Below are 14,983 nucleotides of genomic sequence, written 5' to 3' on the forward strand. Positions count from 1 at the left end.
AACATGATGAAACTGGAGAGTTGTCGTCATATGCAATAACAAAGATATTGTGTAACGAACCTTCTTTGGCACAATGCTAAAAATAATCAGCATGTTTTGGCTAGAAAGGAATGAATATAAAGAATGGAAAAAGGAAAAAAGATTATTATTGCAACACATGGATATCTCGCAGATGGTTTTGTAAGCGCTTTGAATATTATTGTCGGCGATATGAAAGATTTAAAAGCAATGTGTTGCTATACATCACCAGATTTTAATTTAGATAATCAAATAACACAAATGATGGAAAATCATGATTTTGAAAAAGAAGATTTGGTGATTTGTACTGATATATTAGGTGGGAGTGTTAATAATGGATTTGTGAAGTTTTTAGGAACTTATCCATTTCATCTGATTACAAATATCAATTTAGCTTTTTTGATTGATTTGTTATTAACGACTCCGACAGTGAGTGACAATACATTAGAGATGAAAACACAGGAAGAACTTTTTGGTGTGAAATATATTAATAAATCAATTGCTTTTATACCTGATGAAGATGATTTGTAGAGAGGTGAGAAATATGATAAAAGCTGTAAGAGTTGATCATAGACTTGTTCATGGACAAGTGGCATTTACATGGACACACTATTTAGCTGTATCGAGAATTATTGTTATTGATGATAAAGCAGCAAATGATGAATTTCAAAAAATGGCATTGAATATGTCAAAACCAGCAGGAGTAAAATTAAATATTTTTACTGTAGAAAAAGCTTTATCTAAAATGCCAAAAGTCGAAGAATTAAAAGATACAATTTTTATAATATTTGGTTGTACAAAAGATGCTGCTAGATTTATTCAACAGTATCCTAAAATTAAAGAAATTAATTATGGAGGAATTGCAAAAAAAGAAGGATCAAAATTGTATTCTGACGTTGTTTATTTAAATGATGAAGAAGTTGAAGATTCAAAAAAGATTATGGATTGTGGAACACATATATTTATGCAACAACTTCCATCATCAAAGAGAGAGGAATTGAAGTTTGAAAAATAAGGAGGGAAAAATAAATGTTATTAAATGCATTTGTTATAGGTCTAATTGCGGTGTTTGGTAGATTAGATTCACGTATGTTAGGACGTTTAAATTTTGAAAGACCATTAATTACCTGTACACTTGTAGGGTTGTTCTTAGGAGATTTAAAAACTGGACTAGCAGTTGGTGCTTCTATGGAAATGGTAAGTTTAGGGTTCATGAGTATTGGTGCCTCTGGTTTTGATATGAATATGGGGTCAATCGTTGGATGTGCTATTGTTATTATGACTGGTTCAGACATTTCAACAGCATTAGCTATTGCGACACCAATGACTTTATTAAGTACATTGATTGAAACGGGAGCAGATATTCTTCGTATTAGTATGACACATATGATTGATAGTAGTGTAGAAGCTGGTAATTTTAAAAGAGCCAAAACAATTAATATTGTTTGGGGTCCAATGTTATATTCTATTTGTTACTTTATCCCAGTGTTTATAGCTGTTTATTTTGGTGCTGATCTTATCAATTTGATTAATGATTTTATTCCAGAATTTGTATTAAATGGTGTTACATTAGGAGCTAATTTAGTTGCATTCTTTGGATTTGCTATGTTACTTTCTGTTATTATCAACAAGAAAAATGCTATTTTCTTCTTCTTTGGATTTGCTTTAGCAGCTTATTCTGGTTTAAGTTTAACAGGAATTGCTATTATTGCGATTATCTTTGCTGTTATTTTATATCAATTGAAATATGATAATAATTCAAAAGTTCAAACAGCTGATGGATCCATTGATGAGTTAGATGAATTAGATGATTAAAGTAAGGAGGATGAAATAATGTCAAAAAAAGGATTGGAAACACAAAGAAATTATCCGTTAAGAAAAAAATGTAAAGAATTTTTCTGGGGTGGTTGGTGTATGCAAACTCTTTGGAACTATGAAAGACAAATGAATACTGCATTTATGTGGGGTATTTCTAAAACTTTAGATCGTTTGTATCCTGACCCAGAGGATTTGGAAAAAAAGAAAGAAAGATATAATGCGGCTTTGGAATTCTTTAATATTACACCACAATGTGGAGCCTTTGTATTAGGATTAACTGCCGCAATGGAAGAAGAATATGCTGAACATCCAGATACATTTAATCCAGAGATGATTACAAATGTCAAAACTGCTTTAATGGGGCCATTATCTGGAATTGGAGATTCATTATTTCAAGGAACTGTAAGAATTATAGCCATGAGTATTGGGATTTCATTAGCTCAAAAAGGTTCAATTTTAGGACCAATTATTGCTATGTTAATTTCATTTGCTGTTAGTTTCCCTATCACATGGTTTGGTGGTAAATTAGGGTATGTTAAAGGTCAGGAAGTTATCCGTCAAATTTCAGAAAGCAATTTGATGGATAAAGTGATGTATGGCTGCTCAATTGCTGGTTTAATTGTTGTTGGTGGAATGTGTGCAACACTAGTTAATATTACAACACCAATTGTTTATAATGAAACATTAGTCTTACAAGACGTTTTGAATGGTATTATGCCATGTCTTATTCCTTTATGTTTAACAGGAATTATGTATTACTTTGTAAAAAAAGGTGTTCATCCAATTGTTATTGTTATATCATGTTTTGTTGTAGGTATTGTATTAAATTATTTTGGAATATTAGCTGTTTAAACAAACTCTAATCTATTGATATACAAAATAAACTGTGCTAAAATATCTGACAGATATATCAATAATGTTTGCCGCCGGGTAGACTTTAAAACATTGGTTTCGTATCGTTAGGCCATAGAAGATACGAAAATCAATGTTTTTATTTTGTACAAAAGGAGAAACAAAAGATGAAAAAAATGCGTCGTAGTAAACAAGCTTTATCAAATGAAAAATGTATAGAAATATTAAACAAAAATACATCAGGTGTTTTAGCACTTTGTGGAAATCAAATGGAACCCTATGCTTTACCTATAAGTTATGTCTATGAAAATCATAAAATCTATTTTCATTGTGCAAAAAGTGGTTATAAATTAGATTTAATTCAAGAAAATAATCAGGTTTCATTTTGTGTGATTGATCAGGATGTTATTGTTCCAGAAAAATATACAACTTATTTTAAAAGTGTGATTGTTTTTGGCAACATCCATATGCTTGAAGATGATGATGAAAAACAACATGCTATTGAAACACTAGCTATCAAATATTCACCAGATGAAAGTATCCAAAATCGACAAGAAGAAATAAAAAAATTTTGGAAAGCCTTATGTCTATTAGAACTGGATATAAAAGATATAACTGGCAAACAAGCAATAGAACTTGTAGATAAGAGAAATGAGGGATAGAATTTTGAAAAAAGGATTGAATGAATTTTTGAAATATACGTCTTTAAATATTTTGGGAATGTTGGGTTTATCATGTTATATTTTAGCAGACACCTTTTTTGTATCTAAAGGATTAGGTACTGATGGATTAACAGCTTTAAATTTAGCTATTCCTATTTATAGTTTTATTCATGGCAGTGGTTTAATGATAGGTATGGGAGCTGGAACAAAGTATTCCATCTTAAAGAGTCAAGAACATCATCTTGAGGCGAATAAAACTTTTACATATGCCTTGTTTTTGGCAGGATGTTTTGCAGTGCTGTTTGTTTTGATTGGTATCTTTTTTTCTGGTTTTATTATTTCTTTATTTATTGAGCAAGGATATGTTTTTGATATGTCTAAGACATATCTACAAGTGGTATTATTGTTTGCTCCAGCATTTTTATTAAATAATGTTTTATTATGCTTTGTACGTAATGATAGAGCACCTCAATTATCAATGGCTGCTATGATTGGTGGGAGTTTATCTAATATTATTTTAGATTATATTTTTATTTTTCCTTGTCAAATGGGTATCTTTGGTGCTGTTTTTGCGACAGGTTTAGCTCCCATTATCAGTATGATGATTCTTTCACCACACTTTATCAGAAAGAAAAATCAGTTTCATATTCAAAAGTGTTATCTACAATTCAAAAGGATTATTGGTATTTTATCGAGTGGAGTGCCTTCACTTGTGACTGAAGTTTCTTCAGGTGTTGTCATGATTGTGTTTAATACAATTATTTTAGGACTGACTGGTAATGTAGGTGTTGCGGCCTATGGCGTTATAGCCAATCTTTCATTAGTTGTTATTGCTATTTATACAGGTATTGCTCAAGGAATCCAGCCATTGATGAGTCGTTACTATGGGTTGAATCAAATAAAATCCATCCATCAAATATTAAAATATGCATTGGTGATGATGCTTGTTATTTCTATATTGATTTATGGTCTTGTGTTCTTTCGGGCAACAAGTATTACTCAAATTTTCAATAGTGAAAATAATCAGACTTTACGCATCATTGCCTCGCAGGGATTAAAATTATACTTCTTGGCTTGTCCATTTGCAGGATTTAATATCATTATTTCTATGTATTTTACATCAGTTGAACATCCACTTCCTGCCCATATGATTTCTTTATTAAGAGGATTTTTTGTTATGATTCCAACAGCGTTCTTATTATCATGGATAGGTGCTATGACTGGTGTCTGGTGTGCATTCCCTATAACAGAATTTATGGTATCTATCATTGGTGTTATATTTTATTTGAAATTGAGAAGAAAGAAAAAAACTGTGTGAATTACACAGTTTTTTTAATTATTCAAATGCAATACATACAGGAGCAGGAATTTCTACTGTAGAATCAGTCAATACAAGTTCTTCTGTATCCTCATTCAATGTCATGATTTGTAAAAGATTGCTGCCTTGACAAGCGACAATTAAGTATTGATCATCAAGAATTTGGAAATCTCTTGGTTCTTTACCAGTGTGAACCATATATAATAGTGAAATTTTCCCACTTTCTTTGTTAACACGATACATCGCAATACTGTCATGTCCTCGATTAGATACAAAAAGATGATTTCCACTTTGTGTTAAACGAATCGCTGCAGCACTTGAAAAGCCTTTAAAATGTCGAGGAATACAATGAATCGCTTGAATCAACTGGAAATGTCCTTGCAGATATTTAAAGACCATAATATTATTGGCAATTTCATTGACTAAATAAGCAAAACGACCATCTTTTGAAAAAATCATATGACGTGGACCAGAACCCGGTACAATGTTAAGTGTATAATCAGGATCTTCTAATAAGACACCTTGAGAGTAGCGATACATGACAACTTTATCAGCTCCTAAGTCAACAGCGTAAACAAATTGCTGATCTGGTGTAATGCCAACATAATGCACATGAGGGCTTGTCTGACGTTTGAGTAAATCAGGACCTAAGCCAGTATGATGAACTGCACATATTTTTTGAGTAATGATACCATTTTCTAATTGATAGGAAGCTGTTGCTCCGACATGATAATTTGCTGCAAACAAGTAGCGATGACTTTGATCAACACAAAGATGTGTATAAGAACGACCACTGGAATGATAATTGTTATTGAGAATTAATTCATCTTTATATATTGAAAAACTTCCTAAACCACCACCGTGACTATGAGAATTAGCATTTTTATAGGCAACATATAATGTATGATCATCACATATCATATAAGAGGGATAATCTTGTGTTTCGATTTGTTGAATACGTTTCATTTCAAGTGTTTCTTTATCAAATTTCATGATATAAATGCCTTTATCATGATGTTTTCCATAACTGGATACATAAAAAACTTTCATAGATCATGCTCCTTTCAGTTTATAAAATTATTTTAACATAATTATTTGTGAAATAAATAAAAATCAACATATAAATATAGAAATAATAAAAAAATCATAAAATTCTTTCATAATACACAAAAGTGTAATACAATAGATACTATATTGAAGGAGGAAGCGAATATGGATGAAAAATTAATGCTAAGTTTGTTACAAAAAAATGCGAGGATGAAGATTACTGATTTAGCGGCCGCCTTAGATGAATCAAAAGATGATGTGATAGAGAAATTAACAGAATTAGAAAAGAAAAAAGTTATTTGTGGTTATCATACAATTGTCAACTGGGATTTAACAAATACAGAGATTGTGACGGCTTTAATACAAGTCAATGCCAGTCCAGAAAGAGAATATGGTTATGACCGTATTGCCAGTCATATTTATAAATTTGATGAAGTGGATACAATGTATTTGTTGAGTGGAAGTTTTGAATTTGTATGTATTGTGAAAGGAAAAACAATGCAGGAAGTGGCTCATTTTGTGGCTAGTAAATTAGCATGTGTAGATGGTGTCACTGGAACATCAACTTATTTTGTTTTGAAACAATATAAAAACAATGGTGTTGTTTTAATTGAAGATGAAGATGGAAAAAATGATAGATTGGTGGTGACTCCATAATGGATTATAATGATATTTTAAGTGATAGGGTCAAAACAATTAAACCTAGTGGTATTAGAAAGTTCTTTGATTTAGCTTCACAGATGGAAGATGTTATATCATTAGGGGTAGGAGAACCTGATTTTACAACACCTTGGGCTATTCGTGAAGCAGCTATTTATTCGATTGAAAAAGGAAGAACTTTTTACACGGCTAATCAAGGTTTACAGGAATTAAGAGAAGAAATCTGTCGCTATTATCAAAGACGTTTTCATGTAGAATATAACCCTAAGGATAACTGCATTGTAACAGTTGGAGGTTCAGAAGGAATTGATATTGCGATTCGTGCAATATTGAATCCGGGTGAAGAAATGATTGTATTAGATCCTGGATATGTGGCTTATACGCCGGGAGTAGAATTGGCAGGAGGAATTCCAGTAACGATTAATCTTCGTCAAGAAGATGAATTTAAATTAACGCCAGAATTATTAAAAGCTGCCATTACACCTCATACCAAAGCATTATTAATCAATTATCCATCTAATCCAACAGGTGGATTTATGACAAAGAGTGATTATGAAAAAATAGTTCCAATTATCAAAGAATCAGGAATTATTGTCATTTCTGATGAAATTTATGCAGAACTCAGTTATGAAGAAGAATTTTGTTCCATTGCTTCATTTGATGAAATTAAAGATCAAGTCATTGTTGTAAGTGGTTTTTCTAAAGCCTTTGCGATGACAGGATGGCGCTTAGGGTATGTTTTGGCTCATCCAGTTTTAACGAAAGCGATGAATAAAATTCATCAATATATTATTATGTCAGCACCTTCATCTGCCCAATATGGTGCTATTGAAGGATTAAGACACTGTTATGATGAAGTTTTAAAAATGCGTGATTCTTATAAAGCCAGACGTAATTTCTTAGTCAAAACATTTAATGATATGGGCTTAGAAACATTTAAGCCACAAGGGGCTTTTTATGTTTTCCCATGTATTCGTTCAACAGGTTTGACTTCTGATGAGTTCTGTGAAAAACTATTGGAAGATCAAAAAGTTGCCTGTGTACCGGGAACAGCTTTTGGTCCAGCTGGAGAAGGATTTATTCGAGTTTCATATGCTTATAGTTTAGAGGAATTGAAGGTTGCTACTGAGAAAATAAAAATATTTGTTGATAAATGTAGAGGCAATCATGATTAAAATTCTATTATGTTGCGGAGGAGGCTTTTCTTCTAGCTATGTTGCTGAAAGAATGAAAAAAGAAATTGTAGAGAAACATTTAGATCAGAAGTTAATGATTGAATTTTCACCATTTTCTATTGCTTATGAAAAGATGAATGATTTTGATATCATTGTTTGTTGTCCTCATTTGAATATGTATATCAAATCATTTATTGAAAATCATCATGTTCAAATTCCTATATATGTATTACCACCAAGAATGTATGGGAATATGGAAATTGAAGAAATTTATCAAGATGTTAAGGATTTGTTAGTGATTTATCAACAAACACATATGAATCCAGTTCATTTTCCCGATGAAGAACATGTATTAAAAATCAAAAGACAAAAGGCATATCATCATGTTTAAGGAGCATTAATAGAGATGTTCCTTTTTTCGTGACATTTTTCTAATGAGCAGGTATAATCAAATTATATAACTTGCCCCTTGCAAAAAATGAGAGAGGGGGTATATAATAAAAAACGAGGAGGGATGTTATGATAGAAATACATCATTTAACGAAACGTTATGGTTCGTTCAAAGCAGTGGATGATATTGAACTGGTTGCTCAAAGTGGTAAGATTACAATCTTATTAGGTCCTAATGGAGCAGGAAAATCAACGACGATTAAAAGTATTGCAAATCTTTTGAAGTTTGAAGGAAATATTCAAATATGTGGATATGATAATGGTTCTATTGAAGCGAAACGTTGTTTTGGTTATGTACCAGAAACGCCTGTTTTATATGATTTGCTTACGGTAGATGAGCATATTGATTTTATAGGACATGCCTATCAAGTCGAAAATTATAAGGAAAAAGCACAAAAGTATCTGGAATTGTTTCACCTTACTGAAAAAAGAAAGAAAATGGCAAAAGAGTTAAGTAAAGGGATGACACAGAAGTTAAGTATGTTGTTAGCTTTTATGATTGAGCCAAAGGCTTTACTTGTGGATGAACCGATGGTTGGTTTAGACCCAGCAAGTATTGAAGAAACTTTAAAAATATTGAGAAATATTGCTGATGAAGGTTGTGCAGTATTGATTAGTACACATATTATTGATATTGTCAGTGATATTTTTGATGAAGCTTATATTATGAAAGAAGGGCATATTATCAAAAGGATTCAAAAAGATGAGCTTCAAGAAGAAAGTTTAAAAGATTACTTCTTTGAATTAACAGAAGGAAAATAGTATGAAAGCATTGTGTTTGTTATGGTTTATGAAAACCAAAGCATCTTTGAGAAATCTTTTTAAAAAGCCTTCTAGTGCTATCTTTACAATTTTTGTTGTTCTTTTATATGGTTTTATTTTCTATGCTTTCTTCTTTTTACCAAAAGATAATACATTGATGTTAGTGAATTTTGAATTACATTCATCTATTCTTATCTTTATAGGTTTTTTAGCTTTAATGTTATTTTCTACAATGCTTTCTTCAAAAAAAGCTTTGTTTTCTGGAGAAGATGCCTATTTTTTATTTAGTGGACCTTTCCATAAAAAACAGATTATGACATTTTTATCTTTTCAAACCTTTTTACAATCCATATTACTCGCTTTCTTTGCTTTGATTTTCTTTATAGGCATGAATATGCAAATCAAAGTTGATTTAGGATTTATTTTGTTAGCTTTAGTAGGTAGTGTTATAACAATCATGACTTTTCTTGTGTTTATTGATTATAGTTATGTTTTATCTATTGGAGATCAAAAATATAAAAAGATGAATTATGTGATTGCAGGAATCTTTGTTTTGATTCTGGCAGTGATATTAATATTAACCTATTTACAGACTGGGCGTATACAAACGATTATGATAGATTTTATTGAATCACCACTCTTTTATTATGTTCCAGTATTTGGATGGTTGAAGTTGACTTTGATTTCTTATGTAGAATCAAAGATGATTTTAACGGTTTTAGGGTTATTATTGTTGTTGAGTTGTTTGATTGTGATTTATTTGTTGTTTATTAGTTATAAGGGTGATTTTTATGAACAGGCATTAGAAGATTCATTAGAATTATCAAAACGTTTAAAGGAATTTAAAGCAGGAAATCAGGATGCTTTAAGAAATGTGAAAGTGAAAAAGATCAATGTTAAAAGATTCTATGATGGTGCTTTTGCTGTATTATCTAAAAATCTTCTTATTATGAAGAAAAAAGGGAGTCTTGTTTCATGGAATGATTTGCTTTCTATTGGGATTTATCTGATTATCACTATTTTTAGTAATATGGGATTTGGATTCTTTATTTATATGATGGTTATCTGGTTATTTATGATGATGCAGACAAGTGATTTAACAGCTGAATTGAAAAATTATCAGATTTATCTTATACCAGATCAACCTTATAAAAAATTAATTGCTGTGATGATTCCTACTTTTATGAAAGTATCAGTTATAGGTGTTTTATCTTTCATTATTGTTGGGGTTTATTACCATGAATCCATTCTTAATATTTTGATGTATTTACTCAACATGTTTGGTTACATCTTTGTATTTATGAGTGCCAGTGTATTGACGATTCGTATATTAAAAAGTCGTTCAACACGTGTTTTTGAAAATATGATGCGTATGTTGATTATGTTAGTCAGTGCATTGCCAAGTGTTCTATTGACAGTGATTCTTGTGATGACAAATAGTTTAACCCCAACGACTCTCACAATAATCTCAATAGCTTCTTTAGCTATGAATTTTATATTATCCTTCATTATATTGTGGGCTTGTCAAGGTATGATGAATGGTAGAGAATTAAAGAGTGATTAAAAGGATGAGATTTAGTTCTCATCCTTTAGTAGTTTATGATGTAGATATTGTATCATGTGTTCAATTTCCTCTTTGTTTAAGGAATAGTAAATACGATTATTTTCTTTTCTAATATGAATAAGATCACCACTGATAAGAGCATCCATATGATAAGATATCGTAGGTGTTTTTAAATGCATAGCTTTAGCAAGTTCATTACCATACATGGACTTTTTCTTTAACAGAGTTAAAATCTCAAACTTAGATTTATCACTGAGAACCTTTAAGAAGTATTCTAGCTTTTGTTGTTCATTACGTGATTCATGATAGGAAGTTAATGATTGACTCTCTAAACCAGCTCCCATAAGTAAAACATAATGATCTTCTTCTATTAGTAACACTAATAAATGATAATTTGCAAAAGAAGGATAAATATAAAGAGGTGTTTCATCAATATTTAAACCAATATGTTTAAAAAATAAACGTAAATCATTTTCTTTGATATTTTGAGTGCTATGGAAAAGATTATGATCTAAATTTAAAGATTGATAAATATCTTCAAATTGTCTAAAAATATCAAATAAACCATGAATCATAGCAGCAGGATGATAGAGCGTTTCAATAATATCCAGTTTGGCTTCGTTATCAATATTTAATTGTCTGATGCCCGCTATAACATCATTTTGAAAATCAATGAATTTTAAAGTATCTTCTCTTAATTCATCAATACGAAAATCAGTAAACTTTTGAATTAAGGTTTCTTCCATATGCTCCTTAGAAAACTCATTGACATGGTAGAAAGCATTTAAGATAAAATCAGCTAAACATAATATTTCATTGTTATCTAATTGATAAGATAAAAAATATTTTTGAAGATTTTTTATCTTTTTTGCTTTTCTTATCAATATGTCATGACTTTTTTTGAAAGTAGAAAAGTTTTCATTTTTTTGTGAGATATTTAAAGATAATGTTTTAGGACCATTCACACATTCAAATCCTAAATCTCGCCATTCTTTATACCATAAAGGTTCATTATATATCGTCATTTTCATCTTGATCAATCACCTCATCTATAGAATTATATAACAATATTTCTCCTACTATCATAACAAATATTCCAGTAAAAATAAAAATATTTTGAATAGAAAATAAAGAACTTAAAAAACTCATCAAAAAGGACACAAGAGGAATAGTAGAAACACCAAAGGAATTCATAATCGCACTAAAACGTGCTAAATAAGTTGGATGTACTTTTTGCAGAACCATTATTTGTCCATACATATTCGCAAACACAACAACTGTTCCAAACATAATTGCCAGTATAAAAAGGCCGAAAGATTTGACAAGTTGTAATGGAAAATAAGAGAATACAATCGAAAAAATATAGAAAATACTAGCACCACCAAATAAAGTCTGAATCATTCTTTTCGCATTCATATAAGAGGCAATATAAGGATAAATAACAGAACCAATAACACTACCTGCACTAAACCCAATAGATAAATAAGAAACCATTTGAGGACCACCATGATAAACTTCAACACTTAAAGCACTAGAAAAAGCATTGATAGGTACCAAAAAAGCATTAATACAACAAGCTAAAATGCAAAGTTGAATCAAAGAGGGTTTGGTTTTGGTATATTTGAATCCTTCTTTTAATAGTAATAATGTTGATTGTTTATGAGAAGAGTTTCTTTGAGTGAAATGTAACCAACTGACTAATAAACCACTGATTATAAATGCGCTGACATCAACAATGAAAGTGAAAACAATACCACTTGTGCTTAATAGAAAACCAGCTAAACCCATCCCGATAATTTCAGCACCTTTAGATAAAGATGTATGCAAAGATTGAGCGATATCATATTTGTCTTTACTGACAAGCGATGCGACTAAAGGTGTTGAAGCAGGAACACGTAATGTTTCTAAAGTTGAAATCATGAATGTTATGAACATGATGATATAAACATTGAGATGTTCAGTCATATATAAAGTCATCATCAAGATGACAAGTGAGGCACGAATAATATCACTTAACGCCATGATTCTTTTTTTATTTCTTTTTTCAATAAAAGCACCCATGATTGGTGTAAGGATAATTGTAGGTAAATAGTTTATTCCAAAGTTCACAGCACTATACATAGCATTACCACTCAATGCATAAACAAGCCATGTTAAAGCGAGAGCATCAATAGAATCACCAAAACGATTAAATGCTGATGCAATAGCTAATTTGAAAAATTCTTTTTCATTTTTTAATTGTGTATATTTCATGATATGACCTCCTTGTTAGATTAATATCTAACTATATATTCAATATATATAAAATTATAATGTTAATTAGATAAAAGTCAATAATAATATTAGATAATTATCTAATATAATGGTAGTTGATTTTTATATAAAGATAGTATTTAATAAAGGTAAAGGGGAGTGAGAAGATGTCAAAAGAGGAAACAACACTATTTGTATTTTTAATTGTTGGAGGTCTTGGTGCTGTTTTTACAGTTATTGGATTTTTGATTATATTTCTACAAAAAAGAAAAATACATCTTTGCCAAGACATGACTGAAGGAAAAGTTGTTGATTATGGTTATAGAGGAAATGGTGTGATTGTGCCAGTTGTTGAATATCGTGTTTTTGGAGAAACTTATCGAAGGAAAAGAAGCTTTCGTGGTTATGTGATGAAAAGTTGGAAATCACAAGAAGAACCTTTTGTAAAAGTAACAAAAAATGACTATTTGTCTATAGCTGGTGGGAGAATGGGTAAACGTGATGCTATGCAAATGTGGCCTTTGGAATCACGTATGCCTGTTTATTATAATCCGTCAAAACCACAGATGTCATTTGTAGAAAAGATACCAGAGAAACTATCTATAGTTGGACTTGTTTTTTTGTTGATAGGTGTTTTTTTGATCATCGTTTCTTTGTGTATTGTTTATTTTATGATGAGATAGGAAAATGGAAGAAATAGTGAGTTTTTGCTTTATCTTCAACGAATTTTCGTTATTTCTCTTTGATAAAAATAAGATATATAAGTTTGTATTTTCATAAAAAAAATTGTTATATTTTGAAAAAATGAAAATTTATATTGACAAAATAAAAATGTCCATGTATGATTAACGCATATTAAAAATCGTTGAGCAGGAAAAGTAATATCTTGAACGCTTCAAGCGAGGTAGCACAGAGTGGAAGGCTACTAAGTGGAAAGATGTGAAACGCACCTGTGAGAGTCCATTGGAAAGAGAAGTATAATGGAACGTAACCTGCGTTAAAGGAAAGAGTGGTTAGATATTATATTATCTGACAACTAGAGTGGTACCGTGTTTATGCACCTCTGGATTTATCCAGAGGTTTTTTGTTTTAGAGAGGGTGATGAAATTGCGGCGAGTTCAATGTATAAATAATCAATTGAATAATATAGAAATAATGGAGGAAAATGAAAGATGGAAAAGAAACAATATAAAAAAATCGTATTAGCGTATTCAGGAGGATTGGATACATCAATTATTATTGCATGGTTAAAAGAAAATTATGGTTGTGAAGTTATTGCCGTAGCTGGGGATGTTGGTCAAGGAGATGAACTTGATGGATTAGAAGAAAAAGCTTTAGCAACCGGAGCTTCTAAATATTATTGTGCTGATTGCAAGGAAGAGTTTGTGAATGATTTTATTTTCCCAGCTATTAAAGCGAATGCTGTTTATGAAGGAAAATATCTTTTAGGAACTTCTCTAGCAAGACCAATTATTGCGAAAAAATTAGTTGAGATTGCTAAAAAAGAAGGGGCAGATGCCATTTGTCATGGTTGTACAGGTAAAGGAAATGATCAGGTCAGATTTGAACTGACAATTAAAGCTTTTGCACCTGAATTAGATATTATTGCACCATGGAGAGTATGGGAATTAAAGAGTAGAGAAGATGAAATTGAGTATGCCCAAGCGAGAAATATTCCTTTAAAAATCAATAAAGAAACAAATTATTCTAAGGATAAAAACTTATGGCATTTATCACATGAAGGATTGGATTTAGAAAATCCTGCAAATGAACCAATGTATGATAAGATTCTTGAATTAGGTGTCACACCAGAAAAAGCACCAGATAAGCCAACATATATTACTTTAACTTTTGAAAAAGGAGTACCTGTTGCTTTAAATGGTGAAAAAATGAATGGTATTGATTTAATTACTGCTTTAAATAAAATTGGTGGGGAAAATGGTATTGGTATCATTGATATGGTTGAAAATAGATTGGTTGGTATGAAGTCAAGAGGTGTCTATGAAACACCGGGAGGAACAATTCTTTATAAAGCTCATGCTGATTTGGAAGAAATCACAATTGATAAAGAAACGCAACATTTTAAATATCAAGTATCTCAAAAACTAGCTGATATTTTATATAATGGTCAATGGTATACACCACTTACAAAAGCATTATTGGCTTTTATTGATGAAACACAAAAGACTGTCAATGGAGAAGTGAAATTAAAATTATATAAAGGAAATATTATTGGAGCAGGAATGACTTCACCAGATACTTTATATAGTGAACAGACAGCTTCATTTGGAGAGGATGAAGATTATAATCAAATGGATTCTCAAGGATTCATTAATTTATATGGTTTACCTATTAAGGTAAAAGCTTTATTAGATCAACAAAGAAAGAAATAGGGGTTGAAAAT

General features: G+C 30.7%; 16 protein-coding genes and 1 other annotated feature. Of the genes, 13 read left to right on the plus strand and 3 right to left on the minus strand.

The window, feature by feature from the left end:
- Positions 1 to 123 precede the first annotated feature (123 nt).
- The 6 genes from KEC48_RS12950 (at position 124) to KEC48_RS12975 (ending at position 4,668) form a co-directional block, all read left to right on the plus strand.
- Positions 124 to 549 carry a hypothetical protein gene (locus tag KEC48_RS12950; protein ID WP_211962808.1) on the plus strand — a complete coding sequence of 142 codons (426 nt, stop codon included), beginning with the start codon at positions 124 to 126 and terminating at the stop codon, positions 547 to 549.
- Positions 550 to 562: 13 nt separating this feature from the next.
- Positions 563 to 1,033: a PTS sugar transporter subunit IIB gene (locus tag KEC48_RS12955; protein ID WP_211962809.1), complete on the plus strand. Its 471-nt coding sequence runs from the start codon at positions 563 to 565 to the stop codon at positions 1,031 to 1,033.
- A gap of 14 nt (positions 1,034 to 1,047) precedes the next feature.
- Positions 1,048 to 1,833 carry a PTS sugar transporter subunit IIC gene (locus tag KEC48_RS12960; protein WP_087357056.1) on the plus strand — a complete coding sequence of 262 codons (786 nt, stop codon included), beginning with the start codon at positions 1,048 to 1,050 and terminating at the stop codon, positions 1,831 to 1,833.
- A gap of 18 nt (positions 1,834 to 1,851) precedes the next feature.
- Complete coding sequence (locus KEC48_RS12965) at positions 1,852 to 2,688, plus strand: PTS system mannose/fructose/sorbose family transporter subunit IID (RefSeq protein WP_211962810.1); 837 nt, start codon at positions 1,852 to 1,854, stop codon at positions 2,686 to 2,688.
- A gap of 167 nt (positions 2,689 to 2,855) precedes the next feature.
- Positions 2,856 to 3,350, plus strand: a complete 495-nt coding sequence (locus KEC48_RS12970) for a pyridoxamine 5'-phosphate oxidase family protein (protein WP_211962811.1) — start codon at positions 2,856 to 2,858, stop codon at positions 3,348 to 3,350.
- Complete coding sequence (locus KEC48_RS12975; protein ID WP_211962812.1) at positions 3,340 to 4,668, plus strand: MATE family efflux transporter; 1,329 nt, start codon at positions 3,340 to 3,342, stop codon at positions 4,666 to 4,668. The genes KEC48_RS12970 and KEC48_RS12975 overlap by 11 nt, the downstream gene beginning before the upstream one ends.
- An 18-nt stretch (positions 4,669 to 4,686) precedes the next feature.
- On the opposite strand, the gene KEC48_RS12980 is transcribed toward KEC48_RS12975, so the two are convergent.
- Entirely contained in the window at positions 4,687 to 5,718 is a 1,032-nt protein-coding gene (locus tag KEC48_RS12980) for a lactonase family protein (RefSeq protein WP_087357060.1), read from the minus strand.
- Positions 5,719 to 5,880: 162 nt separating this feature from the next.
- Here KEC48_RS12980 and KEC48_RS12985 point away from each other — a divergent pair, with 162 nt between their 5' ends.
- The 5 genes from KEC48_RS12985 (at position 5,881) to KEC48_RS13005 (ending at position 10,326) form a co-directional block, all read left to right on the plus strand.
- Positions 5,881 to 6,372: an Lrp/AsnC family transcriptional regulator gene (locus tag KEC48_RS12985; protein ID WP_087357061.1), complete on the plus strand. Its 492-nt coding sequence runs from the start codon at positions 5,881 to 5,883 to the stop codon at positions 6,370 to 6,372.
- The gene (locus tag KEC48_RS12990) at positions 6,372 to 7,550 is read left to right on the plus strand and encodes an aminotransferase class I/II-fold pyridoxal phosphate-dependent enzyme (RefSeq protein WP_211962813.1); all 1,179 of its coding nucleotides are present in this window, start codon (positions 6,372 to 6,374) and stop codon (positions 7,548 to 7,550) included. Before KEC48_RS12985 ends, KEC48_RS12990 begins: the two co-directional genes overlap by 1 nt.
- Positions 7,543 to 7,941 carry a PTS sugar transporter subunit IIB gene (locus tag KEC48_RS12995; RefSeq protein WP_211962815.1) on the plus strand — a complete coding sequence of 133 codons (399 nt, stop codon included), beginning with the start codon at positions 7,543 to 7,545 and terminating at the stop codon, positions 7,939 to 7,941. Before KEC48_RS12990 ends, KEC48_RS12995 begins: the two co-directional genes overlap by 8 nt.
- A 128-nt stretch (positions 7,942 to 8,069) precedes the next feature.
- The gene (locus KEC48_RS13000; protein ID WP_211962817.1) at positions 8,070 to 8,762 is read left to right on the plus strand and encodes an ABC transporter ATP-binding protein; all 693 of its coding nucleotides are present in this window, start codon (positions 8,070 to 8,072) and stop codon (positions 8,760 to 8,762) included.
- A 1-nt stretch (position 8,763) separates the two neighbouring features.
- Complete coding sequence (locus tag KEC48_RS13005; protein WP_211962819.1) at positions 8,764 to 10,326, plus strand: putative ABC exporter domain-containing protein; 1,563 nt, start codon at positions 8,764 to 8,766, stop codon at positions 10,324 to 10,326.
- Between the two features lie 11 nt (positions 10,327 to 10,337).
- Here the strand turns inward: KEC48_RS13005 and KEC48_RS13010 are convergent, their stop codons facing one another.
- Both KEC48_RS13010 and KEC48_RS13015 read right to left on the minus strand, forming a co-directional pair.
- Positions 10,338 to 11,357 carry an ArsR family transcriptional regulator gene (locus KEC48_RS13010; protein ID WP_211962825.1) on the minus strand — a complete coding sequence of 340 codons (1,020 nt, stop codon included), beginning with the start codon at positions 11,355 to 11,357 and terminating at the stop codon, positions 10,338 to 10,340.
- Positions 11,338 to 12,579: an MFS transporter gene (locus tag KEC48_RS13015; RefSeq protein ID WP_211962826.1), complete on the minus strand. Its 1,242-nt coding sequence runs from the start codon at positions 12,577 to 12,579 to the stop codon at positions 11,338 to 11,340. The genes KEC48_RS13010 and KEC48_RS13015 overlap by 20 nt, the downstream gene beginning before the upstream one ends.
- A 167-nt stretch (positions 12,580 to 12,746) precedes the next feature.
- On the opposite strand from KEC48_RS13015, the gene KEC48_RS13020 reads away from it, so the two are divergent.
- A complete protein-coding gene (locus tag KEC48_RS13020) occupies positions 12,747 to 13,262 on the plus strand; it encodes a DUF3592 domain-containing protein (RefSeq protein WP_205089702.1) in 516 nt (171 codons plus the stop codon).
- Positions 13,263 to 13,435: 173 nt separating this feature from the next.
- Positions 13,436 to 13,647, plus strand: a binding site (T-box leader).
- A 104-nt stretch (positions 13,648 to 13,751) separates the two neighbouring features.
- Positions 13,752 to 14,972: an argininosuccinate synthase gene (locus KEC48_RS13025; protein WP_205089703.1), complete on the plus strand. Its 1,221-nt coding sequence runs from the start codon at positions 13,752 to 13,754 to the stop codon at positions 14,970 to 14,972.
- The last annotated feature ends 11 nt before the right edge of the window (positions 14,973 to 14,983 follow it).

The sequence above is a fragment of the Clostridium sp. C1 genome (assembly GCF_018223625.1).
Classification (GTDB): Bacteria; Bacillota_I; Bacilli_A; order Erysipelotrichales; family Coprobacillaceae; genus Allocoprobacillus.

Coding starts and splice junctions, on each gene's coding strand:
- KEC48_RS13020 (WP_205089702.1), top strand. CDS start 12,747: ATGTCAAAAGAGGAAACAACACTATTTGTATTTTTAATTGTTGGAGGT.
- KEC48_RS12995 (WP_211962815.1), top strand. CDS start 7,543: ATGATTAAAATTCTATTATGTTGCGGAGGAGGCTTTTCTTCTAGCTAT.
- KEC48_RS13010 (WP_211962825.1), bottom strand. CDS start 11,357: ATGAAAATGACGATATATAATGAACCTTTATGGTATAAAGAATGGCGA.
- KEC48_RS12980 (WP_087357060.1), bottom strand. CDS start 5,718: ATGAAAGTTTTTTATGTATCCAGTTATGGAAAACATCATGATAAAGGC.
- KEC48_RS12955 (WP_211962809.1), top strand. CDS start 563: ATGATAAAAGCTGTAAGAGTTGATCATAGACTTGTTCATGGACAAGTG.
- KEC48_RS13015 (WP_211962826.1), bottom strand. CDS start 12,579: ATGAAATATACACAATTAAAAAATGAAAAAGAATTTTTCAAATTAGCT.
- KEC48_RS13005 (WP_211962819.1), top strand. CDS start 8,764: ATGAAAGCATTGTGTTTGTTATGGTTTATGAAAACCAAAGCATCTTTG.
- KEC48_RS12960 (WP_087357056.1), top strand. CDS start 1,048: ATGTTATTAAATGCATTTGTTATAGGTCTAATTGCGGTGTTTGGTAGA.
- KEC48_RS13000 (WP_211962817.1), top strand. CDS start 8,070: ATGATAGAAATACATCATTTAACGAAACGTTATGGTTCGTTCAAAGCA.
- KEC48_RS12965 (WP_211962810.1), top strand. CDS start 1,852: ATGTCAAAAAAAGGATTGGAAACACAAAGAAATTATCCGTTAAGAAAA.
- KEC48_RS12950 (WP_211962808.1), top strand. CDS start 124: ATGGAAAAAGGAAAAAAGATTATTATTGCAACACATGGATATCTCGCA.
- KEC48_RS12970 (WP_211962811.1), top strand. CDS start 2,856: ATGAAAAAAATGCGTCGTAGTAAACAAGCTTTATCAAATGAAAAATGT.
- KEC48_RS13025 (WP_205089703.1), top strand. CDS start 13,752: ATGGAAAAGAAACAATATAAAAAAATCGTATTAGCGTATTCAGGAGGA.
- KEC48_RS12975 (WP_211962812.1), top strand. CDS start 3,340: ATGAGGGATAGAATTTTGAAAAAAGGATTGAATGAATTTTTGAAATAT.
- KEC48_RS12990 (WP_211962813.1), top strand. CDS start 6,372: ATGGATTATAATGATATTTTAAGTGATAGGGTCAAAACAATTAAACCT.
- KEC48_RS12985 (WP_087357061.1), top strand. CDS start 5,881: ATGGATGAAAAATTAATGCTAAGTTTGTTACAAAAAAATGCGAGGATG.